Origin of the sequence: Robertmurraya beringensis, assembly GCF_042433785.1 — a bacterium.
Classification (GTDB): domain Bacteria; phylum Bacillota; class Bacilli; order Bacillales; family Cytobacillaceae; genus Robertmurraya_A; species Robertmurraya_A beringensis.
Genome location: NZ_JBHLUU010000109.1, coordinates 1 through 22,241, shown reverse-complemented (window position 1 = coordinate 22,241; position 22,241 = coordinate 1). Strand labels below are relative to the sequence as shown.

The 22,241-nt window shown below is 36.9% G+C and carries 27 protein-coding genes; 1 reads left to right on the top strand and 26 read right to left on the bottom strand.

What is annotated here, in order from left to right; all coding sequences use genetic code 11:
* Positions 1-165: 165 nt before the first annotated feature.
* The 24 genes from trxB to ACFFHF_RS15780 all read right to left on the bottom strand — a co-directional run bounded on the left by trxB (position 166) and on the right by ACFFHF_RS15780 (position 19,562).
* Complete coding sequence (trxB, locus tag ACFFHF_RS15895) at positions 166-1,116, bottom strand: thioredoxin-disulfide reductase (protein WP_160548509.1); 951 nt, start codon at positions 1,114-1,116, stop codon at positions 166-168.
* 32 nt (positions 1,117-1,148) lie between these two features.
* Positions 1,149-1,577 (bottom strand): dual specificity protein phosphatase family protein, encoded by a 429-nt coding sequence (locus ACFFHF_RS15890; RefSeq protein WP_160548510.1) that lies wholly within the window; start codon positions 1,575-1,577, stop codon positions 1,149-1,151.
* Between the two features lie 310 nt (positions 1,578-1,887).
* Complete coding sequence (arsA, locus tag ACFFHF_RS15885; RefSeq protein WP_160548511.1) at positions 1,888-3,657, bottom strand: arsenical pump-driving ATPase; 1,770 nt, start codon at positions 3,655-3,657, stop codon at positions 1,888-1,890.
* 12 nt (positions 3,658-3,669) lie between these two features.
* Complete coding sequence (gene arsD / locus ACFFHF_RS15880; protein ID WP_160548512.1) at positions 3,670-4,023, bottom strand: arsenite efflux transporter metallochaperone ArsD; 354 nt, start codon at positions 4,021-4,023, stop codon at positions 3,670-3,672.
* Between the two features lie 88 nt (positions 4,024-4,111).
* The gene (gene arsC, locus ACFFHF_RS15875; RefSeq protein ID WP_160548513.1) at positions 4,112-4,531 is read right to left on the bottom strand and encodes an arsenate reductase (thioredoxin); all 420 of its coding nucleotides are present in this window, start codon (positions 4,529-4,531) and stop codon (positions 4,112-4,114) included.
* A gap of 21 nt (positions 4,532-4,552) precedes the next feature.
* Positions 4,553-5,851, bottom strand: coding sequence for an arsenic transporter (locus ACFFHF_RS15870; RefSeq protein WP_340906698.1), 1,299 nt, complete (start codon positions 5,849-5,851; stop codon positions 4,553-4,555).
* Between the two features lie 14 nt (positions 5,852-5,865).
* Entirely contained in the window at positions 5,866-6,216 is a 351-nt protein-coding gene (locus ACFFHF_RS15865) for a metalloregulator ArsR/SmtB family transcription factor (RefSeq protein WP_160548514.1), read from the bottom strand.
* 352 nt (positions 6,217-6,568) lie between these two features.
* Positions 6,569-7,558, bottom strand: a complete 990-nt coding sequence (locus tag ACFFHF_RS15860; RefSeq protein ID WP_340906949.1) for an arsenic resistance protein — start codon at positions 7,556-7,558, stop codon at positions 6,569-6,571.
* 105 nt (positions 7,559-7,663) lie between these two features.
* Entirely contained in the window at positions 7,664-8,146 is a 483-nt protein-coding gene (locus tag ACFFHF_RS15855; protein ID WP_160547542.1) for an NUDIX domain-containing protein, read from the bottom strand.
* Between the two features lie 203 nt (positions 8,147-8,349).
* A complete protein-coding gene (gene merA, locus ACFFHF_RS15850) occupies positions 8,350-9,978 on the bottom strand; it encodes a mercury(II) reductase (RefSeq protein ID WP_445677971.1) in 1,629 nt (542 codons plus the stop codon).
* Positions 9,979-10,258: 280 nt separating this feature from the next.
* A complete protein-coding gene (gene merP, locus ACFFHF_RS15845; RefSeq protein ID WP_160547541.1) occupies positions 10,259-10,627 on the bottom strand; it encodes a mercury resistance system substrate-binding protein MerP in 369 nt (122 codons plus the stop codon).
* 18 nt (positions 10,628-10,645) lie between these two features.
* Positions 10,646-10,948, bottom strand: a complete 303-nt coding sequence (gene merT, locus ACFFHF_RS15840) for a mercuric transport protein MerT (protein ID WP_160547540.1) — start codon at positions 10,946-10,948, stop codon at positions 10,646-10,648.
* Positions 10,945-11,214, bottom strand: a complete 270-nt coding sequence (locus ACFFHF_RS15835) for a transporter (protein ID WP_160547539.1) — start codon at positions 11,212-11,214, stop codon at positions 10,945-10,947. The genes merT and ACFFHF_RS15835 overlap by 4 nt, the downstream gene beginning before the upstream one ends.
* Before the next feature lie 13 nt (positions 11,215-11,227).
* Entirely contained in the window at positions 11,228-11,626 is a 399-nt protein-coding gene (merR1, locus tag ACFFHF_RS15830; protein ID WP_160547538.1) for a mercury resistance transcriptional regulator MerR1, read from the bottom strand.
* Positions 11,627-11,708: 82 nt separating this feature from the next.
* Complete coding sequence (locus tag ACFFHF_RS15825; protein WP_160547537.1) at positions 11,709-12,437, bottom strand: organomercurial lyase; 729 nt, start codon at positions 12,435-12,437, stop codon at positions 11,709-11,711.
* 845 nt (positions 12,438-13,282) lie between these two features.
* Positions 13,283-13,573, bottom strand: coding sequence for an MFS transporter (locus tag ACFFHF_RS15820; RefSeq protein ID WP_160547535.1), 291 nt, complete (start codon positions 13,571-13,573; stop codon positions 13,283-13,285).
* A 38-nt stretch (positions 13,574-13,611) separates the two neighbouring features.
* Complete coding sequence (locus tag ACFFHF_RS15815) at positions 13,612-13,899, bottom strand: hypothetical protein (RefSeq protein WP_160547534.1); 288 nt, start codon at positions 13,897-13,899, stop codon at positions 13,612-13,614.
* Between the two features lie 68 nt (positions 13,900-13,967).
* On the bottom strand, positions 13,968-15,203 hold the full coding sequence (locus tag ACFFHF_RS15810) for an NAD(P)-binding domain-containing protein (RefSeq protein ID WP_340906707.1): 1,236 nt from the start codon (positions 15,201-15,203) through the stop codon (positions 13,968-13,970).
* Complete coding sequence (locus ACFFHF_RS15805; RefSeq protein ID WP_340906710.1) at positions 15,167-15,340, bottom strand: hypothetical protein; 174 nt, start codon at positions 15,338-15,340, stop codon at positions 15,167-15,169. Before ACFFHF_RS15805 ends, ACFFHF_RS15810 begins: the two co-directional genes overlap by 37 nt.
* A gap of 91 nt (positions 15,341-15,431) precedes the next feature.
* On the bottom strand, positions 15,432-16,490 hold the full coding sequence (locus tag ACFFHF_RS15800; protein WP_160547533.1) for an NAD(P)-binding domain-containing protein: 1,059 nt from the start codon (positions 16,488-16,490) through the stop codon (positions 15,432-15,434).
* Between the two features lie 49 nt (positions 16,491-16,539).
* Positions 16,540-16,989 (bottom strand): MarR family transcriptional regulator, encoded by a 450-nt coding sequence (locus tag ACFFHF_RS15795; protein ID WP_160547532.1) that lies wholly within the window; start codon positions 16,987-16,989, stop codon positions 16,540-16,542.
* A 46-nt stretch (positions 16,990-17,035) separates the two neighbouring features.
* Positions 17,036-17,251, bottom strand: a complete 216-nt coding sequence (locus tag ACFFHF_RS15790) for a hypothetical protein (protein ID WP_160547531.1) — start codon at positions 17,249-17,251, stop codon at positions 17,036-17,038.
* Positions 17,252-17,264: 13 nt separating this feature from the next.
* Positions 17,265-17,762, bottom strand: a complete 498-nt coding sequence (locus ACFFHF_RS15785) for an arsinothricin resistance N-acetyltransferase ArsN1 family A (protein ID WP_340906713.1) — start codon at positions 17,760-17,762, stop codon at positions 17,265-17,267.
* A gap of 537 nt (positions 17,763-18,299) precedes the next feature.
* Entirely contained in the window at positions 18,300-19,562 is a 1,263-nt protein-coding gene (locus ACFFHF_RS15780) for an IS110 family RNA-guided transposase (RefSeq protein WP_160547530.1), read from the bottom strand.
* A 551-nt stretch (positions 19,563-20,113) separates the two neighbouring features.
* On the opposite strand from ACFFHF_RS15780, the gene ACFFHF_RS15775 reads away from it, so the two are divergent.
* Positions 20,114-20,458 carry a winged helix-turn-helix transcriptional regulator gene (locus tag ACFFHF_RS15775; RefSeq protein ID WP_160547529.1) on the top strand — a complete coding sequence of 115 codons (345 nt, stop codon included), beginning with the start codon at positions 20,114-20,116 and terminating at the stop codon, positions 20,456-20,458.
* Positions 20,459-20,661: 203 nt separating this feature from the next.
* On the opposite strand, the gene ACFFHF_RS15770 is transcribed toward ACFFHF_RS15775, so the two are convergent.
* The gene (locus ACFFHF_RS15770; RefSeq protein ID WP_340906716.1) at positions 20,662-20,784 is read right to left on the bottom strand and encodes a hypothetical protein; all 123 of its coding nucleotides are present in this window, start codon (positions 20,782-20,784) and stop codon (positions 20,662-20,664) included.
* Between the two features lie 362 nt (positions 20,785-21,146).
* The gene (locus ACFFHF_RS15765) at positions 21,147-22,037 is read right to left on the bottom strand and encodes a cation diffusion facilitator family transporter (RefSeq protein WP_160547528.1); all 891 of its coding nucleotides are present in this window, start codon (positions 22,035-22,037) and stop codon (positions 21,147-21,149) included.
* Between the last annotated feature and the right edge of the window lie 204 nt (positions 22,038-22,241).

The following is a 22,241-nucleotide window of genomic DNA, read 5'->3' as shown; positions in this document are numbered from 1 at the left end:
TAATAGAACATTGGGGGGAAAACAACAAACGTGACGTTAGCTCTAAAAGTGTCTGAATATCTTCCTAATATAAAGATACATTGACAATAAAGAACTTTAAGTGCATTTTTTCACAAAGTATATTAACAAAAAAGAATCCGCAAAGTTTACCTTTGCGGCTAAGTATTAATTCTTTATTTTTAATTCTTCTAACAGACTTTCTACATAATATTGGGCTTGTTGAGCTGCGATACTACCATCTCCTGTAGCTGTAACAATTTGCCTTAATGCTTTTTCTCGATTATCTCCCGCAGCAAATATTCCAGCTACCTTAGTTTCCATTAATTGATTAGTTTCAATATATCCACTTTGATTAGTAATGCCCAGAGTTTCAAACGGCTTTGTTAAAGGAACCATTCCAATATAGATGAATGCTCCGTCAGTTTGGAATTCTTTTGTTTCTCCAGTAATCGTAGACTCTAATGTGACACTACCAACCTTACCGTCTTTCTCATTGATTTGTTTAACAGTATGATTCCAAATGAAATCAATTTTTTCATTAGCAAAAGCTCGATCTTGTAGGATTGGTTGCGCGCGTAACTGGTCTCTTCTATGAACAACAGTTACTTTAGAAGCAAAGCGTGTTAAATAAACCGCTTCTTCGACGGCAGAGTCTCCTCCACCTATCACTACTAGTTCCCTACCTTTAAAGAATGCTCCATCACATACTGCACAGTAAGAAACTCCTCGTCCACCGAGCTCTTTTTCGCCTTGTACACCCAGTTTTTTATACTCAGCTCCTGCCGAAATGATGATACTACGTGTCTTATATTGCTTTGAACCTGCAACAACTGTTTTATATTCTTTGCCATCATTGACTTCTTTTACGTCTCCATATGCATATTCCGCACCGAATTTCTTTGCATGGTCAAACATCTTTGTGGATAGTTCTGGACCAAGAATATGCTCAAAGCCAGGGTAGTTCTCAACTTCCTCCGTATTAACCATCTGACCGCCTGGTACCCCACGCTCAATCATCAATGTAGATAAATTGGCACGCGAAGTATAAACAGCAGCTGTCATACCTGCTGGTCCTGCACCAATAATAATCACGTCATATATTTTTTCTACTGACATTGTTCCCCACTCCCTAATGGTATTAATCACCTTTATGCGTTAGGATAGATTTTTTTCAGGGCTTCTTTCATTTCTGGCTTTACTTTAATTTTTGAGCGAATAGCTGTTGCCATTTCCTCTGCTTGATTAATGTCTTTCGCCTCACCAAGTCCCAGAAGTGTTCCAATCGCAACTGTTCCAGTACGGTTGCTACCTCCACCACAGTGGAAATACACTTTCTTACCTTCATTGTAAGACTTAAATACTTCATCAATCGCCTGTTTCACAGACTCTTCTTGGTGTTCTGCATCATCTACGATTGGACGGTGAATTCGGTTATACTTTGACTCTTGTGTTGGAGCTTCTGCACGTAAATCATAGATAACATCTACCTTTTCGTTTTCCATTACCTCATCTACATGATCAGCACCACCAATAAAGATTCGGTCCTTAATTAAAGCTTGATAGTTTTTCTCGCTCATTTTTGTATCCTCCTTAGCAGCAATCACTTTCATTTCCAACTAGAACAAAAGCCGTACGCTCTTCATTTAGTCCTAGAATTAGACCTTCAATATGGTCCTCAATCATTTCATCAATCGCTACCTGAATGTCGTTAATTGTTACAACTTTATCATCTTTTTCTGGCTCATCCAGAGCCAGTCCTACCTGTGGGCGTCCTCAGCCATAGCCCGCAAAATAAACTCGAATGCTATTAACACTCTTATCTGCAAACACTTGTTTCAACATGTCTCGTGCTTCATTTGTAATTTGCATTTGTATCATCCTCTCAATTTATTTCAAATAATTTTTAAGTTGGTCGTACCCAATGCTTTCCTCTTTAACAACTGGTATAATTGCACATTTATTGGAGAGTTCTTTTACTCTTAATATCCATTGTTCTTCAGATGTTGCTCTACCATTTAAGACAAGGTCCATTGTCTTAGTTGTATACAGACTTTGATTGATAACCCACCACTCGGGATTTATATCTGCTCGTTTTAAGTCATCCTGTAGACGGCTAGCTTCTAATACAGGAGTTGCCTCAGCTAACGTGACTATCACTACACTCGTTTCCTTAGGATTCCTTAAACGAGGTAGAAGCTTCTGCACACTTTCAGGTACTTCTCCCGTAGACCGTGATAGTTCCTTATGATAAGACTGTGCTGCATCTAAAAGTAACAAGGTATGTCCAGTTGGAGCCGTGTCAATGACCACAATCTCGTCTTCTGCTCGCTCAACTACTTCTGCAAATGCTCGAAAAACGGCAATCTCTTCTGTACATGGCGAGTTTAAGTCTTCTTCTAAGTAAGCAAGACCTTCCTCATCAAGATCTTTACCAGCAGTGGCAAGGACTACCTCCTTGTACTTATCCACTTCAACCTTCGGATCAATTTGACTGATAGTTATCAGGTTATTGAGTTCTTCACCCTTAAAAATATTACCTACATGTGCAGCTGGGTCTGTTGTGGTTAAATGAACTTTATGCCCTTGTTCCACTAGACCTACTGCTATAGCTGATGCAATCGTTGTTTTTCCAACCCCACCCTTACCCATCGTGAATATAACACGTTTGTTTTGTTGAGAGAGGTCTTCAACTAAGTCTTTCAGCTCAGGAAGGCTAATCTGCTCATTCCCCGTACTTTTAGTTTGAACGGATGGCAATATGAAATTCTTCAATAAATGTCTTAAGCTCTCTATACCCGTTAAAGAATAGGAGACATAAGGTAACGAATATATGACAACTTTTTTAAGTTGCTCTGGCACCTCACTTAGAGCACTCCTTTGCTTCTTGTAGAAGAAAGTTGAAACCTCGTCCTCAGGCAAATACGTTTCCATCAGACCATTAACAATTAATGATTGGTTTCGAATTCCAATCTCCCTTAGCTCATTAGAGGCTCGATTTGCCTCTAATAAAGAGGATTCATCTGGTCTTGCTACAAGGACTAGCATCGTTTGCTTTGAATCGGATAAAGCTTTCATTGTTTTACTATAGAGGTCCTTCTTTTCACCAAGGCCAAATAATGGTCCTAAGCATGAAGCACCGTGAGTACTTTCTTCTAAAAAACCAGTCCAGGCTGTTGGAAGTTGGAGCAACCTTAGGGTGTGTCCCGTTGGTGCTGTATCAAAAATAATATGGTCGTAACTCTCTGTTATTTCAGGATTTCCAAGTAAGCTAGTGAATTCATCAAATGCTGCAATCTCTACGGTACAAGCACCTGACATTTGCTCCTCCATGGTTGCAACTACGCTATCAGGAAGAACACCCTTATAAGGCCCTACTACCCTTTCACGATAAGCTCTAGCTGCCTCCTCGGGATCTAAGTTACAAGCAAACAGATTAGGCACCGTTGGAATTTCTGATGGTATATTTGTTAGTTCCACCTCTAAAACATCTTGTAAATTAGAAGCAGGGTCAGTGCTAACTAATAACACTTTTTTCCCTTCATCAGCCAAAGAAACGGCAGTTGCACAGGCAGTTGATGTTTTACCAACTCCACCTTTACCAGTGAAAAAAAGATAGGGAGTATAGACGGCATTTTTAGGATCAAACGATTGATACATATCTCTTCTCTCCTAAACTAAATCAATTTTATTCGTTACCTTCTTTTTTTCTAAATCTTCAACAGCGATACCAAACCATTCAGCTAATTTCTGGGTAGAAGGATACGTTTCCGATTGAACAATTTCTCCATCCACTAATGTAAGTGGGAGTGAATCAGGTCCTTTTTCGTTTAGGTATTGAATCACTTTCTTATTTTCTGCAAATTTAGCAGGTTCGCTTGCAAGGTTAAATCTAGAAATGTCATAACCCTTTTTTTCTAAAATGAATAAAGCCGTTGCCACTCTTGTTAATTCTGGATCTACGCTTGGTCCGCAGACTCCAGTAGGACAGCAAAGAGCTGGGTCAAAAATTTCTACTTTCGGCATAAGAACACCCCTTTTAAAATTAAATAAGCATATCCTTATATATTAGGTAAAGAATTCCCCAGAGAGTGAGTCTCTCTGGGATGTTTGATTATTTTCCTGTATCTGCGAATTGCTTAATTCTTTCACCTATTTCATCACGAACGCGTTGGAAGAATGCCCATTTTTCTTCGTCTGTTCCCTCAGCTTTAGCTGGGTCATCAAAGCCCCAGTGCTCACGCTTTACGTGTGGTGGTGTAACTGGGCAATGGTCAGCAGCGTGTCCGCAAAGTGTAACAACTAGGTCTGCATTGTTTAAGATTTCAGGATCAATTGTATCTGAAGTTTGATTTGAAATATCAATTCCTGCTTCTTTCATTGCTTTTACTGCGTTAGGATTTAATCCGTGTGCCTCTAAACCAGCACTCTTCACATCCCACTCTTCACCTAAGTGTTTCTTTGCCCATCCTTCTGCCATTTGGCTTCTGCAAGAATTTCCTGTACATAAGAAGTAAATTGTTTTTTTAGACATGATAAGTTTCTCCTTTGTTGTTTAGTGTATAAATAATAACCAAATATATAAGCCAACAAGTGTGATGAACAATGTTGGGATGGTTAAGATAATTCCAACTTTAAAGTACGAACCCCAAGAAATTTTAACTCCTTTTAGGGATAAAACATGTAACCACAATAGAGTGGCTAGAGAACCAATTGGTGTGATTTTTGGTCCCAGGTCGGAACCAATGACATTTGCATAAACAAGTGCTTCTCTAATAACGCCACTTGTATTGGTATCTGCAATGGCAAGGGCATCAATCATAACCGTCGGCATGTTGTTCATAATCGAAGATAATATGGCTGCAATAAAGCCCATTCCAATGGTTGCTGCGAATAAACCTTGGTCTGCTGTTACTTGAATTAAATCAGCTAACACGTTAGTTAAACCAACATTTCTTAATCCATAGACAACTACATACATTCCAATTGAAAAGAATACAATGGCCCAAGGAGCACCTTTTACTACTGTTCCTGTATTAACAGCTGGGCTTCTTCTAGCCATTATTAAGAAGAAAATAGCCACAATTCCAGCAATGATTGATACTGGTACTCCAATAAATTCACTAATAAAGTAACCAACTAGCAGGATTCCTAGCACTATCCAAGAAAGTCTGAACATCTTTTGATCACGAATGGCATCAACAGGCTTTTTGAGATCTGATAAGTTATAGTCCTTCGGAAGATTTTTTCTGAAATAAAGGTACAACACTAAGATGCTAGCACCTAGCGAGAAGAAGTTTGGAATGATCATTCTCGATGCATATTCAGCAAATCCAATACCAAAGAAGTCTGCAGAAACGATGTTCACTAGGTTACTAACGACTAATGGTAAACTCGTTGTATCAGCGATAAATCCACTAGCAATAATGAAAGGGAACACCATTTTTTCATCAAATTTCAGATTGCGTACCATGGCTAAGACGATTGGTGTTAAGATTAGTGCCGCCCCATCATTTGCGAAAAATGCTGCGACTAGTGCTCCAAGGATGGAAACGTAAATAAACATCCTTATTCCATTACCTTTAGCTGCTCTAGCCATATGAAGAGCTGACCACTCAAAGAAACCAATTTCATCTAAAATGAGTGAAATAATAATAATTGCAATAAAAGCTAAAGTCGCATTCCAGACAATGGATGTCACATCTACAACATCATTAAAATCAACTACTCCGACTAGAAGCGCCAGTATCGCTCCTCCGCAGGCTGACCATCCAATGGAAAGACCTTTTGGTTGCCAGATTACTAATACTAATGTAACTAAAAAAATCAATGATGCTAATACTACCTCTGTCACCACATAACCCCCTATTACGAATCACATGAGATACGTAATCCCTGCTCTTCTAATTCCTGTAACTTAAAATCTTGATTCGGAAGATGCTGTAGCAAGTTTTGAACAAAGGCATAGAACTCACTGTCTTTATTTAGGGAATAGATGATCCATTGACCTCTTCTTGTTTCTCGGACAATCCCTGCATCCTTCAACTTGCGTACATGTTGACTAATAGCAGGTTGGCTAGTTTTAAAAATTTCTACAAACTCACATACACAGCAATCATTGGAGTCAAGTATCTTAACCATAGTTAATCTTGTCTTATCACCTAAAAGCTTTAAGATGGTTGCTGCCTTTTCTATTTCCACTGTTGTGGATACTTGCATGAGAAACACCTCCTATATCAATTAGTGTTTATATAATAATCAACTTATTTGATCCCTTAATGGGTAGTATTTGTTATGTTCTGTTCCATAATTCAAACTATCAAATATGCTAATCACTATATAATCATTTGCTTATATAATAGTATGCTTATTTATTAATTTCAATAGTAACTTTGTAAAGGTTTTGTAAAGAACGAGATTCGGTGAAACAAAAAAATCCCTATATTAAGGGATTCCTTGGCACTTGGATTTATAATTTATAAAAAGAACACAAATTCCCCATTTTTAAGTTCATAAACACTTCCGAAGGATGGAAAAGATATATTCCTCATAAAAAAGTTAGTTACTATGCTTAATTTTCCGCTTTTGAATTAGTATGATCTTTCAGTATAAGATTTGGTATAGCCTTGATATAGAATAATTCTCCTATTAACTCCACGATAGTCTGTGTAACAATCACAGCTGAAGCTAACGTTGCCCATGACTGAGGTAAAGCTAAAGCTAATGGAAGAACTACAAGAGAGTTCCTTGTCCCAGTACTAAAGATTAATGTTCTTCCTGAACCGTTATCTAATTTGAACGCATATGCGATAAGACGAGATACAATTGGTGTAATAATTAAAAATAAAATATATATAGGAATTACGCGTACAATTATCTCGAAATCACTATATACCTTGCCAATTTGCGAAGCTACTACCACAATTAATACCAAAGCCATAAATGGGACGGGCAACCATGTTGTAAGATCTATTGCCTTCTCACCAATGGTATTCTTTTTAGCCCATAATTGAGTGATTACGGCAAGTATTAGAGGCGCAACTATTAGTAATAAAAAAGCTTCTAGGAATGGTTCTAAATGAACAACTTCTACCATCTCTTCACCTATAATTAGCCATAAATACACAGGAAGTAATAGCATTTGTACTACAAACAAAATAGGCGTTGAAGCTAACATCAATTTCTCATTCCCCTTCCCAAGTTGAGTAAAGACTATTACGTAGTCAATACAAGGAGTAAGTAAAACCAAACAAACACCTAATAAAATTGGAGGTGATTGAGGAAATATTGTTGTTAATATCCATACAATTATGGGGACAGCTATAAAATTTCCAGTTAGTAATGCCACCATGAATCTGAGATTTGAAATTGCCTCACGCAGTTTCAAGAATGGAATTTGGGCAAACATTCCAAACATGAGAATAGCTATGAGTGGCGAAATAGTCCAGTCTAAGCTATTAGCTAAATTCTCGTTTGTGATACCTAGAACTCCTCCAAATATAAGAGAAATACCATATATCCAAATTTGTTGATTTTCTAATTTTTCCCTAGTAATAATTATGTTCAAACTCCCCTCATTGATATTACATTCCTCGCCATCAATTTAAGCTAAACCAGCTAATAAAAAAATCAATGCTACACTAAACAAAATATTATCGCCCTTCCTTCACTTTTTCCCACAACAAGTGCCATTTGAATTAACCTTTGGAAAAGCTAAATCGACTATCTTGTTTTTAATAAAAGGATCGATTTCTTCAGGTAACTGATTTAATTTATAAAATTTCGCTTCTATTTCTTGATTGCTATCAGGTTTTATTTCTCCTTCGTACTCGGTACATAAATAACCAATGACAACCGTTTGATACTCATCTCCACTTTCCTCGACACGATTTATTAATGCCTTACCTGAATAGACACCAAATAATTTTATCGACTTTATCCTTATGCCTATTTCTTCTAAGACATTTCGTGTAATACATTCTTCCACTGACTCATTTAACTGCAATATTCCACCCGGAACTCCCCAAGTTGCACCTGAATATCTACTCAATAAAACTTCTCCATAATTATTAACGATAACTACACTTGGTCGTATAATTATTAATGGAGAATTTCCGATCATTTCTCTTAAGTCTTCACAATAACCCATAAATACCACTCCTTCTGGTGATTTTTTTAAAGAAACAATTTGCAGATATATTAATAGAGTAACCTACTACTTTTTAGCCGTAATTAGTTAGTCGCTTTATATCCTCATATTACCACTTTTTAACCTACGTTACTTGAAGAAGAAAAATACCGTGTGTTCCACTAATGCACCCGATGAATAAATAAAAGCTCCGAAAAGGAGCTTTAACCTGCACAACAAGATAATTTCGAAACATCTTTATCAAAAGTTAGGGCAGCCAGCTTCAATCCTTCTGCCATTGTTAGATATGGAGCCATCGTTTCTTTCAGATCTCCAACAGTTAAACCGAATTTAACAGCTAATGTTGCTGCATAAATTACGTCTCCTGCGTTTTCTGCCACTACATGCGCCCCTAACACTTTCAATGTTTTCGCGTCTGCCACTAATTTGAAAACACCTGTTGTTTCCCGGTTGACGAGCGCTCTTGGAACAGCCTCCAATGGCAAGACTGATGTTTTCACTTCATATCCATTTTCTTTTGCCTGTTGCTCTGTTAAACCAACAGTTGCAATCGATGGTGAAGTAAACGTAACACCCGGAACTACATCTAAATTCACCTTTTGATTTAGTTCGCCAATTGCATTACGGGCAGCAAGTCCACCTTCATAAGCAGCTACATAAACAAATTGGGGACCGAAAGTGACATCTCCAGCTGAATAAATCTGTGAATTGGTCGTTTTAAGATAATCATTAATGACAATTTCACCACGGGAGCCAACCTCAACGCCTGCAGCATGTAAATTTAATGATTCTGTATTCGGTTTTCTTCCAGTGGCAATTAGTAATTGTTCCGCTTCAATAATTCGCTTTTTACCATTTATCTCAACATACACTTTTTTAATATCTCCATCTTGCTCAACTCGTTCATAGGTTGCACCTGTTACTAAATTAATTCCCTGTTCTATTAAGGCCTTCGTAATAGCTTCAGAAATCTCTGGATCATATTCTTTTAATAAACGCTCACTTCTTAGTATTAAGGTAACTTCTGAGCCGAGATTATGAAATAGTTGTCCTAATTCTAAACCAATATATCCTGAACCAATCACGGTAAGACGATTTGGAACCTTCTTTAATTCCAATAAGTTAGTGTTTGTTAAATAGTCTACTTCGTCTAATCCAGGAATATCAGGTACAGTTGGAGAAGCACCTGTAGCTATTAAAAATCTTTTGGCTGTTAATTGAGTGCCATTTACTTCAACTGTATTTTCATTTACGAATTTTGCTTCACCTTTTATTAATTCAAAACCATAATCATCAATTAAATTCACATATTTTTCATTTCGCATCTCGGTTACTAAATCATTCTTTTGTTTTATTAATGGCGCTAAATCAACATTTGAAGCCGAAGTGTGTAATCCCACAAATGGATTATTTTTTGCTAGATGATTGATTTCCCCTGCTCTTAATAAGGTCTTGGATGGAACGCATCCGACATTAACGCAAGTTCCACCCACCGTTCCACGCTCAATCATAGCCACTTTTGCGTTCAAAGCAACGGCTTCAATGGCAGATGAAAAGGCAGCTCCACCAGAACCGATGATGATGTAATCATAATCATAGTTACCTGCATCATTTAAACTTATATCTATCCTTTTGTCCGATTGCACTTGTATTTCTTCTGCTTCGCCCGGTTGATATTTTGCATCAACAATGGCTTGTTTCGCTGATCCAACCCCTATATCATTCGGAAGCTCAAATACAGCTTCACCACGTCGAAAATCGGCATTAATCCCCTTTGCACCAATATTTTCAAGGGCAACAGCAACGTGTTCTTCACATCCTGTGCATGTCATTCCTTCAACTTTTAACCGATATTTTTTCAATAAATTCGTCTTTTGTTCCGATTGTAATTCTTCTGCTTCTCCTGGATGATAGTTTGCTTCAGCAATCGCCTTTTTGGCAGCTTTAACCTCCACGTGATCTGGAAGTTGAAATACAGCTTCTTCACGGCGAAAATCAACTTCAATCGCTTTTGCACCCAAGTTTTCAAGAGCAACAGATAAATGCTGTTCACAACCAGTACATGTCATTCCTTGCACATTTAATCGATATTTTTTCATGGTAAACCTCCTTTTACTCGACGGGAAGACCTAAGTCTAAAACTGCCGTCTTAATTGCATCTAAATTTGTTTTAGTTTCATCAAAAGAAACCGTTACTTCTGCTGTGCTTCCGTTGACTTTAACAGCTGTTGTGCCAGCACCATCTACTTGTGCAACGGCATCTTCCACAACAGATGGAGGGCAGCAATCCATTCCTGCCATAACCAAGAAAGTCCCAGTCTTATCGTTTTCAGTAATAGTTTTTACATCCTTCTCTAAATTCATAGCAACTGTATTCAAGTCACTCTTTGTTACCGATACTTTTTCTTGTTTGTTACTACACGCAATAACTACCAACAAAAGGGATAATACCACCATGGACGTGATTATCTGTACTTTCATATAAAGCACCCCATTTTTTTATATTCCCCCTTCAACGATGAATAAAAAAAGAAACATGCCAAAAACAAAAAACGTCGTGATCCATAATCCAATAACAGAACTTTTTCTTTTTCCCTTGCTCCCATAAACCATATAAAAGGAGTATGCAAGCAATACAATGGTAACGATGCTAAACAATAACCGGTATTTTAAAGAGTAGAATGCGAACGCGCCTGCAAACCCGGTAAGTCCAAGGGGAATCAAGATTAAAGGACCCAAACAACAACCAGCCATAACAAAAGCTGAAAACATAGTGGCTACTTGCGAGACTTTTCCCTTCATGACTTGAACCTTTCCATACTGCAACAATCATGTGTGGTTGTATCTTTCTTTGTTTCCTTTTGTATTTCAGGTTCAAGTTTCCTCCAACCCTTTAAAAGAGCAAAGACAAACAAAAGACCCATCAAGATGAAAATTAAATCTTTATATTCCGTGAAGTATGACCCAAGTGCTGTTCCTGCAATCAACGGAAGTAGTATAAACAGATGACACGGGCATGTAATGAGCGCGACAAGAAACCAACCTGAACTTTTTATTGTGTTTTTCATTCTGTTTCACCTCTTATTTTTTCAACAGTGTTTCAATAATAGGGCATTCATAAATATCTTTGTTTTCAGGACATCTTTCTTTAAGATCTATCAACATTTGTTCAATTCTTTTCAAATCTTCAATTTTACGCTGAATGTCCTCTATCTTAAGAACAGTGAAATCATACATATCACGGCACTTTACTTCATCACGATCAACGACCCCTAGCAATTTATCGATTTCATTTAAAGTAAATCCCAATTCCTGCATCCGTTTTATGAAATGTAATCGATCGACCGTTTGTTGGGAATACATTCGGTATCCTTTTTCGGTACGTTCAGGTTCTGGAATTAAGCCTAAACGCTCATAATACCGAATGGTTTCTTTATTAACACCGCACTTGTCAGCCAGTTCTCCGATACGAAACTGCATATGTCTCACCTCACCTCACTAACTGCATATACCTTGTACCTTAGTACAGGGTAAATATATAGTTTACTTCATTCATGAGGTTTTACTCACCCTTAGAGCTAGATAACGTGCTACCAAAAACAGCAGCTCCAACCTCAAAGGCTTCCGCAAGAGTCAACTTGTCCTTCGCGGTCATTGCATTCTTTTCATTCGCTTTTTGCCAATGTTCCTCGGAGCAATAAAATTGAATGGCTGGGCAACAACTAGTTGCAACAGATGTTGGCTCATTCGGTCCGCAAGAAGAATCACAGCAAGAGTTACTATTGGCAGCACCCGTTGTTCCCAAACCTACGATAACGGTATTAGGTTGTGCAACAGGTAAGTTGTTTTTAACATCAATAGTAATCTCTTCACCGCAAAATGCACATTCCGATTCAATCACTGCATCTGTATACATCGACGGAATGCCTAGAGCATCAATCACACACATGGAATAAGCAGGCGACTTTCCAGCCACAGTGACCCGGTGCGGTGTCGGAACCCCGGAAAAAGGATACGCCACCGTCACATCCCCAGAGTTTTGGTCCCAGTTAATTAAATCCAATTCCCTTAAACGCCTAAGTGCAGATTGGTCATCAATTTGTTCCTCTGTTGCAGTTAAATCATTGATGTTGATGATTTTTCCCTCAGACATGGAAAGAAGAATCTGTATGCGTCTATTATTCTCTGAAGTAGACAATAAACCGATTTTTTTCTCAAATCCTCCTACAGATAGGTTGAGTGACTGTAACACCTTGTCCTTTAACGATGGATTAAAATTATCTTGATTCATATCCTTGCCTCCTCTAATGATCTGCAATTGAAATTGTAGTAATTTTACGTCTAATATAGAATAAACCCTGTACCATGGTACAGGGTCAAGTGTGAATTTTTTTATATTTTCTTATTAAATTAACCTTCCCCTTTGGTTAAAAAAAGCTGTTCAGGATTGGTAGACTGTTTTTTAAAGGAAAGCTCGTTAGCTTGTGTGCTTAAAGGACATATCTTTACTTCTACTTATTTAAGAGATTCTTGAGTATTTTCTAGATATGAATTGTTATTAACCAACCATTTTAGAGTAAGTAATAGACATATAAAAGAACATATCAAAAACACACTTATAAAACCTAATACATCCACGAACCCATATCCAAGAAATGGCCCAAGTGTGGCACCTAAATCGACGACAATGGTGTACAAAGTTATTTAGGAGAACTCTGTTTTCGCCTCTAGATGATAAGTTTGAGTAAAGGGTATCAATGATATTGGTCGTACATGATGAAATTACAAGGTGTAACAACAACACCGTAAACCAAATGATGTAGGAAATATTAGATGGGATAATGAGAAGCATGACCGAATTAAAGGCCATGAAAAGAACTAATACAAGATGTTTCCTATCACTTCTATCGAGTACCTGACCAACTTTTCGTGAGATGAGAGGTAGCATCCCCCATCTTATCGCCTGTAAACCTCCTGCGACTGCCGTTGGACTTATAAGTACACGTGAAAAATCCTCTTTTTGAAATCTAACACCAATCAAATGACTAAGTGTTGCATTCATCATTCCCTCGAGGATCATGACTGAAAAAAACGCTGTAACTAGCATCCATATTAATGGTGTGTTATTCACATAACTTAGTACGTTAAGTACAGATACACCATTTGCAGGTTGTCTTCTGTTCCACCTAATGTTTTCGGTATATATCCATAGATAAATGGAGTCGTTGTAAAAACAGCCAATCCTAGGAAGAAACTGATTACTTCTAAACCTATTAGGTCAACTAAAAGACCTCCAATTAACATTCCTACTAAACTTGCTAGCCTATATAAACCATTATAAGTACCCATGTTTACACCAAGATTATCATCGGTAGATAAATGCATGATAATAAGGAAAGCACCCAACTTGAAAAGTGACCATGCCACGCCCCCATAAGCATCGAAGGATGATCCATATAGAAAAATCACTTGCTAATCCGTAACCAATTGTCGTGATTCCCGATAGAAAAACAGCCAGGGTAATTCCAGTTCGGAAAGACAACTTCTTGTATAAAAAACCTATTACTTACAGGATTCAAAGGAAGCCTCACAAACCGATTTATAGATAGTAGAACCCCTACTTCAATCAAGGAGTTTAAACCAACCCCACTCCAATGAATAGGTAAGACAATGTAAAGCATAGCATCACCAGCTAGGCAAATGGCTGTAATTAATGCCAAAGCAACAATCGACTGTCTATTCTTTTTCCCCATTATTACTATCCTTTTCTATAGGTTCTATTTAGCCAAAAGACCAGCCCTTTTAATGGCTGGTCTTTAGTTCACTTACAACAAGATGTTTTTTCTATTTCAATTTTTATGGGTCCACAACATGAACTTGTAGCAAGCACTTGACCTTTCTTCTCTGTATCACACGTGTTTACGTTTGAAATCGCAGGTTCATCGCAACAACTTGAGACTCCTACACTACATACGCCTGTTTCAGGTAATTCAAGATGAACTTCCTTTGCCCCCTCAAGGTCACCTGTAAGATAAGCTACAACCGATCTTACTTGCTCGTATCCTGTCGCTAATAGGAAAGTCGGTGCTCTTCCGTAACTTTTCATACCAACAATGTATAACCCTGCTTCTGGTTGTCTAAGCTCTGCTTCACCGTGTGGCCGCACTGTCCCACAGCTGTGAACGTTGGGATCAATGAGTGGTGCCAAGGCTTCTACACTCTCAACTGCTGGATCTAGATTTATACGAACTTCATTTAGGAACGAAGTATCTGGTCTAAAACCAGTACTTACAATCAATTGATCTATGCTATTTATAATAGTTTCTTCACTATTGTAGATACCTTTTACTGTTACATGGTTCTCTTCTTGTTTAACAGTATTAATATGAAATGGAGTAAAGACTTTCACAGCACCAGACTCAACCATTTTTCGAATTCTGATACCAAGCTCTCCACGTGCTGGCAAGCCATCCTTCTCTTGTCCCCCATAAACTTGAGAGATATTTGATTTTCTTAATACCCAGATAATATTTGTTTCCGTAAATTCTTCTTTGAGACGTGACAAGTCAAGTAATGCATTGATAGCTGAATGACCACTACCAACAACCATTACTGTCTTGTTAGCGTATTTCTCTTTATGGTCTCCAAGGACATTAGGGATTCCATATTCTATTTTACCTTTTAAGTTTTTCTCGGCCTTGGTCCATAACCCATTTGATAGAACTGGATTAGGTGTTCTCCATGTCCCTGAGGCATCAATAACTGCCCTAACTTCATAAATACTGGTTTGTTCTTCTTTTTCCACATAAATTTCAATAGAAGCTTCTTGTCTCTTCGAAGTTTTTAATTTATCAATACTCTTCCTTACAACTCCGACAACCTGTGTATTCAAATGTAGATTATTACTTATTTCAGGAAGATTACTCAAAGGGAGTAAATAGTCTTGAACAAGTTCAGAACCTGTAGGAATAGCGTTTAGATTAGGCGCAATCCATCCTGTTTGTTCGAGCAAGGATTTCGCTACCTTATCAAGGTTATATTGCCATGGGGAAAACATCTTAACATGTCCCCATTCGAGTACACTTGCACCAACAGAGTGAGCTCTCCTTTTGAAATAAGGTGGGCTGCCGCAGCTAGCCCTACTGGACCTGTTCCAATGATTGCAATTGGTAGTTTTTCAACATTCGTTTTCATATATTTACTCCCTTTCCTTTATATAAGTTTCTAATCTTCAAATTGTTATCAAAAAATTGCAATTTACAACTAACATCTCTGTTTAATGAATCTATGTTTTTAAATAACGTAATAACTTTCGAATGACAAACTTCGAATCAGGCCCGACCCCTCTTAAAGTAGCAGAAGCAAAGGAGCGTTGACCTTCTATCCCTACATAATACAATCCCTCGACTGCGGTACTGACACCAGCTACATGAAGGGGGTCACCATTTAAATCAATTGCTCCAATTCCTATTAAGTGAGGTAGATGATTTCTATATCCAGTTGCAAAAATTACAGTATCCACTGGCTCCTTACTTCCATCTGGCCAAATGACTCCGTCACTATAGAATGAAGTAAACATTTGAAGTTGGTCTGGTTTACCTATTTCAAGATGTTCTTTATATTGTCCAAGATCAATTACTGAATTTGATTTGGGTGCAGTTTTACCAAATCTCCAAAAAGGGAAATGATCAAATCCAGTTATCTTTAGCCAAAAGTGAAGGTCTTGACCTAATACTTTTTGTTTTAGTAGATGAACCTGATTTCTTACTGCTAAAGTTACCTTACTAACCTTTGAAAGCTCAATGGCAATTTGGACAACAGAATTGCCACTTCCAACAACAATTATTCTTTGGTTAATAAAAGTGTCTGGATTACGGTACTCAGAGGAATGAAAAATACGACCTTTAAATAATTCCCTTCCCTTTACCACAGGTATAAACGGATTTCGAAACGAACCTGTAGCATTAATAACTGTTTTAGAATGATACCTCTCACTAGTCTTAATAACAACCGTAAAAATATCATTATTTTTCTCAACAGATATTACTTGCTTATTTACTTCTACTGGAAGTTGGAAATGTTGAATATAGTCATTCAAGTAACTTATTACTTCAGATTTGGTAGGATAATAATCGCGCTGTCCTGGAAATTTCATTCCTGGCAATGATGACGAGTATGCTGGTGAAAACAATCTAAGACTGTCATAATAATTAGGCCAAGAACCTGCTGCAGAGTTACTCAATTCAAGAATTAAAAATTGAAGACCACTTTTTCTTAAATAATACCCAGATGCTAAACCTGCCTGACCTCCACCAATTACAATAGCATCCCAAATTTTATCCATATACGCCTCCACTTTACTTTTAAATTGCAAATTTATAACAAAATGGGAGTTACCCCAAAATATTTCTACAACATACACTAGATTTAGCCATAGCATCATTTAAAAGTTTAATTGAACGTATAACCGTTTCTTTTTCAAACTCATTCATATGAGAAAAAACTTCATTTAAATATGAATTCATCTCATGATCAATAGTGGTTGCAATAAATTTCCCTTCAGTTGTTAGGGAAAGAATACTAATCCTTCTATCATCAGGGTCAGGTGTTTTTTTTACTAAGTTCATTTTTACTAATGATTGTATTTGACGACTAAATGTCGTAATATCAGTTCCGAGTATATCGGCAATTTGTTGGATAGAAGGTTTATGATGGTGGTCGATCTCATAAAGGATATGACTTTGAATGAGGGATATATCATATCCGCCAGTACTACAACAATTTTTATTTAAAAGTCCAAAACGTCTTGTCATCACTTGAAACAATTCTCGAAGATTTTCCAATTTTACCACCTCATCCCTATTATATAAAATAGATTGCAAATTGCAACTATAAATCTTTAATCTTTTCTGAACATAATCCCGAATATGCCGAGTTAAAACTTCGAAATGTTTGTTCCCCATATAACTTTACATTACCTTTAAAAAAGTGTTGAATCATAAATTCTTTTGCCTCTTCAATTTCATAATTCCTGGATGACATGACTAGTTTAAAATAGGACACGAAGTAATCAATTGAGAGAACGCTAGAATGATTCACTGTCATATTCTCTCCCCCTTTAATTAGTTGGGACAATCATCTTTTCCATTGCCATAACATCAACAAACTTCCCATCCAGAATTCCCTGATTTTTAAAAGTACCAACCTCTCGAAATCCATTCTTATTATACAAAGCCTGCCCGATCTTATTATAAGGAAATGTAAAAAGGACGATCCTATAAAACCCATTTTCAATTGCCACTTTCTCAATTTCTTTTAGTAAGAGGCTTCCTACTCCCTTGCCCCTGTAATCCCGAGCAATATAGATCGATAAGTCACCAACACCTGCATATGCGCAACGGCCACTATACTGATTTATCGATGACCAACCTAATACGTGCCCTTCTTGTTCGGCGACAATTATTTTATAACGGCCCTTGTGTTGGTCAAACCAGTTCTTCATATAAGAAAGATCTTTTGTCTCAGATTCTAGAGTTGCTATTCTGTCTTCAATTCCTTGGTTGTATATATTCATAATGGGTTCTAAATCCTTTATGTTTGCTTCCCTAATTAACACTATTTTACCCCCCTAACATTTACCAAGTTATTACTAAATTAAATATAAACCATTTAACTTGCATTTTGCAAGTATTTAATAAATAAAGGGGAAATACTTTCTTTGACTTCCCCTATTGAACTCCCTCAGTTTAATACGATTTTCTCACGAATGCTCGCTTATTCGCAGGATTTCATAACCCTTAAGATTGTATATGCAAAAAGATGGAGTGAAATAAGACGCTTAGGCTTCATGAAGACATGTTTAAATAGAGGAGTTCCATTCAACTCCATATTCTACCATATAATGTACATCTCCACGCGGCCCCTGGCGGCTTTCCCTCCCATGTCTCAACGGGTCATATGCCCTATCATTCCTTCGTTACGCCTATCCAAGGGGTGGAGGCCAGTTGTGCTAAACTAATGGGTCAGTGCCCTTTTGTTGAATAAACCTGGTACTCCGTACATATTTTCATCCTGCAAATAAGCCAACATTCGTATATAATAGTAATTCTATAAAGTTCTCTTCGAGAACAAATCCGTCTACTTCATAATATTTTTAAGCAGCTTGATCGAGTAAAATGTGAACTTTACCAGGACAATATGTCTCATTCCGACGTGCAATTCCGACAAATATACGTGCAAGCTTACCTACTAATTTCAAAATGGACTTCATCTTTTTCATTTTTTTCATATTCACATTGTTGGCATGAATTGCTTTAAATTCGGGGTTATTCGCTACTAAACTCATTGTAGCTAAGAAAAGAAACCTTCGTAATCTAGACCTTCCCCGTTTAGATATGATAATTTGCCCTCTCCACTTACCTGAACTTGCTTCAGATAGGTGTAAGACTGCATGTCGAAGTAGTGAGTTTCCGTGAGAAAAGCCACTTAAATCCCCTGATTCTCCAAGAATTCCAGCTAATGATATTTCACTGATACCCTTTATCGTAAGCAACTTCTTGGCAAACGGTATTTGTTTTAACACTTCCTTAACAGCTAGTTCAACTCTTTCGAGTTGACAAACTGCAAGATCATATTCCTCTAATAATTGTTCCAGATGAAACTTATGAGCATCAAGAGCTTGTCCAGTCCCGATGGACTTTTTGGCAAGATTAATTATTAATTGAGCTTTCTTTAGGCCAGGCTGCCTTTTCATAATAGATTTCCACCCTGTAACAACGTCCTCGGGTTTTAAAGAACGCAGTTCAGTTGGTGAAGGAAATAGACGAAGTGTAGCAATAGCACCTTTTTTCGATATATCCTTAAATACTTGCCTTAGTTCAGGAAAAACCATATCCACCCAACGATTTAATTGATTAATTGACATTACTAGTCGTTTAACCACAATATCTCGATTAGACATTAGAACCCTTAGTTTTTCAAATGACTCTGATGTGTGACGCACAAAAGAGTAATAACCATTTTTCACCATATCAGCAATAACTAAAGCATCCTTTTTACCGCTTTTTGATTGAGTGTTATCACGGTTTTCTTTATTCTTTTTTACTAAGTGGGGATTAACCGTTACAACCTCCACACTCTGTTTAATTAGCCACTTTGAGAGGTTTATCCAGTAGTGTCCCGTAGGTTCCATACCTACTATAATTGAATCTAGTTGGTTTAATTTTTGGAGCCTTTGTATCCACTCCATAAAGAATGAAAAGCCAACTTCACTGTTTTCAAAAGTAAGAGGATCTCCTACTACGATACCTCGGTAATTAACAGCTCTAGCTACATGGAATTGTTGGGCAATATCCACCCCAACAACCAGATGTTTATCAGAAATTCTTTCTATTAGTTGATTTTGTTTGTCTTGCATTTTAAACTTCTATTTGAGCTTCCTCCTTAAGGTTTGAGTTAGAGTGGTGTCTATACTAATATCTTACTGAGGGACTCTCTTTTTATCAAAGCCCAAAAATAACTATCTACAGGAATGCTAAACTCCCTCAATAAACAAAGTGAAAACTCACGTTTTCTCCAGTATTCTCAGTAATTTATAGAACGTTATTATAGAGTTAATGCTCGGTACTATGGTTGGATATATCTTGTAAGGATAAATTTGGGCTTTTGAAGCAAAAAGACTGATAGCTCATTAGCCACTCAATTACAAAAATTGGTGGGTGAGTTAAAATATGATCGCACTGGTGGGGTCACTTTGCATTAGGTTGAGGCGTTTTCTTTTAAATCACCAAATAGTGTTAAAAGAGTACATGAGGACAACTGATGTACGAATAGTTTAGGTGGAATAAAGCTCTAGCTTATTGACAACATAAATAACCAAATCTACTATTTTAAATAGCCGAACTGTTATGACGATATTATTAATAATTGGATTACTCAATTTTCAAGAGTATATAAAGGAGGGGTGATATGAACAAAATCTCAGATGAGGATTGCTGTTCTGTTATTGATGAATTTTTAACTATCATAGGAGGAAAATGGGCATTTTTGGTGATTGGTCATTTGAATAAAGGTGCATTACGATTCAATCAACTTCAACGCAATATTAACACCATTAGCGCCCAGTCTTTAACTAAAACTTTAAAACATTTGGAGAAAAGTGGTATGATTTACCGACATGCACTCCCAACTGTACCTGTTACCGTAGAATATTCCCTAACTGACAAAGGTCAAGATTTCCAAAGCATCCTTGAAGAAATACGTGATTGGGGCCAGAAATGGGAAAAAGAAAATAGTAGCAATTCTACTAAATAGTACTTTTCTTTAACAAGTACCCGCTACCCTGGTTACTGTTAAAAAAGATATATAAATAAAAATGGTCATCCAGAAATATTTTCTGGTTGCCTAATAATACAAACTGAACGTGGTACGAGACTCCGTTATTCAATCCTAAAGAATCAGTAGAATCTATTAGAAACTAAGTTAAGAAGCGCCACCTCCTAAGAAAGTGGACTTTATTATTGGGTTACCTTTTGAACATCTGTTTCATGAACTAGAATACAGCTAATTGATCCAGGATCCTTAATTTCATACTGTCCATATTGTAGCCGTAAATCCACCATATAGACGTTTATTTTCATTCATTATATCTTCTCCTTCCAGTATTAGTGACAATCTTAGATTATGTAAATACTCTATAAGCGTTAAAGACATATGCCTATTATTCTCATGAGAGCCAGAAAGTTTTTCTAAAAGCATAATCCGTACTAAAAGGGAAGAAAGTTATATTTTGGGGTGATCCTTTTTTCATTAAGTATTAACAAATCAGTATCCAGGAATGTATTCCTCGTGGATAGAAAATGCAACCAAAAAATCCCTTAATAAAAAGGGATCACTAAACACTACTTTTATTAGGCTAATAATATTTAAGACCACTTTATACAGTAACATACAAATGAAAAAAGTAGATTATCCTTTAAAAATAACACTTCCCACTTATATATTAGACTACTGTTTCTAATTCTAGTGGTTCAACATGGACATGCACATTATATACTTCATGTTTTATCTTAAGCTCACTTTCGACCTTAGTGGAGATATGATGGGCTTCCTGTAAACTTAGTTCTGAGTGTACTAGTATTACAGCATCAACTACTTGATTATTTCCGTAATTTCTTGCCTTTATGTCTTTAACTTCTTTCACTCCATCAGTCTTAAGGATAGTTTCTTTGTAGATCATTATATCCTCGTCATCAAATCCATCAGTTAAGTGATGAGAAGACTCTCTAAAGATCTCCCATGCTGTTTTACATATTATTAAACCTACTAGAACAGCAGTTAAAGGATCTAACCATGGAAGATTTAATTGTGCTCCCAGAATTCCTATTACAGTTCCTATACTTACTAAAGCATCTGATAAGTTATCTTTTGCAGCTGCCCTAACAGACTGACTTTTTATTTCTCTTGCTAAATTAATGTTGTATCGATAAACAAAATACATAACAATCGCAGAGAATAAACCAACCCATGCAGAGACTAAATTGAGGGACTCATGACTACCTATAACAAACTTATTAATAGCCTCAAAAACAACATTCAATCCCACCGCAGCCATAATAAATGATGCTACCATAGAAGCAACTGTTTCTGCTTTCCAATGTCCGTACGGATGATTCTTATCTGCTGGCTTCTGTGCAAATTTTAGCCCAATTAAAACGGCTATAGAAGCGACAATATCAGTACCATTATTAAGACCATCTGCCCTTAAAGCTTCTGATCCAGACCATAGGCCAACTACTACTTTAACTATTGATAAGAAAATATAAGTAATAATAGTAATAATTGCTCCAAATTCCCCACGTTTGAGGTCTTTATATTTTTCTTTCTCTAACAAAAATACCTCCCTTACCAAGCCAATTTATATTACCAAAACAAAATGCCGTGGGTCTACAGCAACCTTTTTTGTTCGATTGTTAATGACGTTCTCCAATGTCCAGAACTTGACGGTGTTGATTGTCCTAAAACTGACGGATTCACTGTCCAAAAATGAAAGGGAAGCAGTTCACATGCTTCCCTAATGATTTACAAATCAACTTGA

What these genes read in the sequence shown, in the direction of transcription:
- trxB (WP_160548509.1), bottom strand. Translation starts at nt 1,116, where the DNA reads ATGTCAGTAGAAAAAATATATGACGTGATTATTATTGGTGCAGGACCA.
- ACFFHF_RS15890 (WP_160548510.1), bottom strand. Translation starts at nt 1,577, where the DNA reads ATGAGCGAGAAAAACTATCAAGCTTTAATTAAGGACCGAATCTTTATT.
- arsA (WP_160548511.1), bottom strand. Translation starts at nt 3,657, where the DNA reads ATGTATCAATCGTTTGATCCTAAAAATGCCGTCTATACTCCCTATCTT.
- arsD (WP_160548512.1), bottom strand. Translation starts at nt 4,023, where the DNA reads ATGCCGAAAGTAGAAATTTTTGACCCAGCTCTTTGCTGTCCTACTGGA.
- arsC (WP_160548513.1), bottom strand. Translation starts at nt 4,531, where the DNA reads ATGTCTAAAAAAACAATTTACTTCTTATGTACAGGAAATTCTTGCAGA.
- ACFFHF_RS15865 (WP_160548514.1), bottom strand. Translation starts at nt 6,216, where the DNA reads ATGCAAGTATCCACAACAGTGGAAATAGAAAAGGCAGCAACCATCTTA.
- ACFFHF_RS15855 (WP_160547542.1), bottom strand. Translation starts at nt 8,146, where the DNA reads ATGGGTTATTGTGAAGACTTAAGAGAAATGATCGGAAATTCTCCATTA.
- merA (WP_445677971.1), bottom strand. Translation starts at nt 9,978, where the DNA reads ATGACATGCACAGGATGTGAAGAACACGTTGCTGTTGCCCTTGAAAAT.
- merP (WP_160547541.1), bottom strand. Translation starts at nt 10,627, where the DNA reads ATGAAAGTACAGATAATCACGTCCATGGTGGTATTATCCCTTTTGTTG.
- merT (WP_160547540.1), bottom strand. Translation starts at nt 10,948, where the DNA reads ATGAAGGGAAAAGTCTCGCAAGTAGCCACTATGTTTTCAGCTTTTGTT.
- ACFFHF_RS15835 (WP_160547539.1), bottom strand. Translation starts at nt 11,214, where the DNA reads ATGAAAAACACAATAAAAAGTTCAGGTTGGTTTCTTGTCGCGCTCATT.
- merR1 (WP_160547538.1), bottom strand. Translation starts at nt 11,626, where the DNA reads ATGCAGTTTCGTATCGGAGAACTGGCTGACAAGTGCGGTGTTAATAAA.
- ACFFHF_RS15825 (WP_160547537.1), bottom strand. Translation starts at nt 12,437, where the DNA reads ATGAATCAAGATAATTTTAATCCATCGTTAAAGGACAAGGTGTTACAG.
- ACFFHF_RS15815 (WP_160547534.1), bottom strand. Translation starts at nt 13,899, where the DNA reads ATGGGGAAAAAGAATAGACAGTCGATTGTTGCTTTGGCATTAATTACA.
- ACFFHF_RS15810 (WP_340906707.1), bottom strand. Translation starts at nt 15,203, where the DNA reads ATGTTTTCCCCATGGCAATATAACCTTGATAAGGTAGCGAAATCCTTG.
- ACFFHF_RS15805 (WP_340906710.1), bottom strand. Translation starts at nt 15,340, where the DNA reads ATGAAAACGAATGTTGAAAAACTACCAATTGCAATCATTGGAACAGGT.
- ACFFHF_RS15800 (WP_160547533.1), bottom strand. Translation starts at nt 16,490, where the DNA reads ATGGATAAAATTTGGGATGCTATTGTAATTGGTGGAGGTCAGGCAGGT.
- ACFFHF_RS15790 (WP_160547531.1), bottom strand. Translation starts at nt 17,251, where the DNA reads ATGACAGTGAATCATTCTAGCGTTCTCTCAATTGATTACTTCGTGTCC.
- ACFFHF_RS15780 (WP_160547530.1), bottom strand. Translation starts at nt 19,562, where the DNA reads ATGCAAGACAAACAAAATCAACTAATAGAAAGAATTTCTGATAAACAT.
- ACFFHF_RS15775 (WP_160547529.1), top strand. Translation starts at nt 20,114, where the DNA reads ATGAACAAAATCTCAGATGAGGATTGCTGTTCTGTTATTGATGAATTT.
- ACFFHF_RS15770 (WP_340906716.1), bottom strand. Translation starts at nt 20,784, where the DNA reads ATGAAAATAAACGTCTATATGGTGGATTTACGGCTACAATATGGACAG.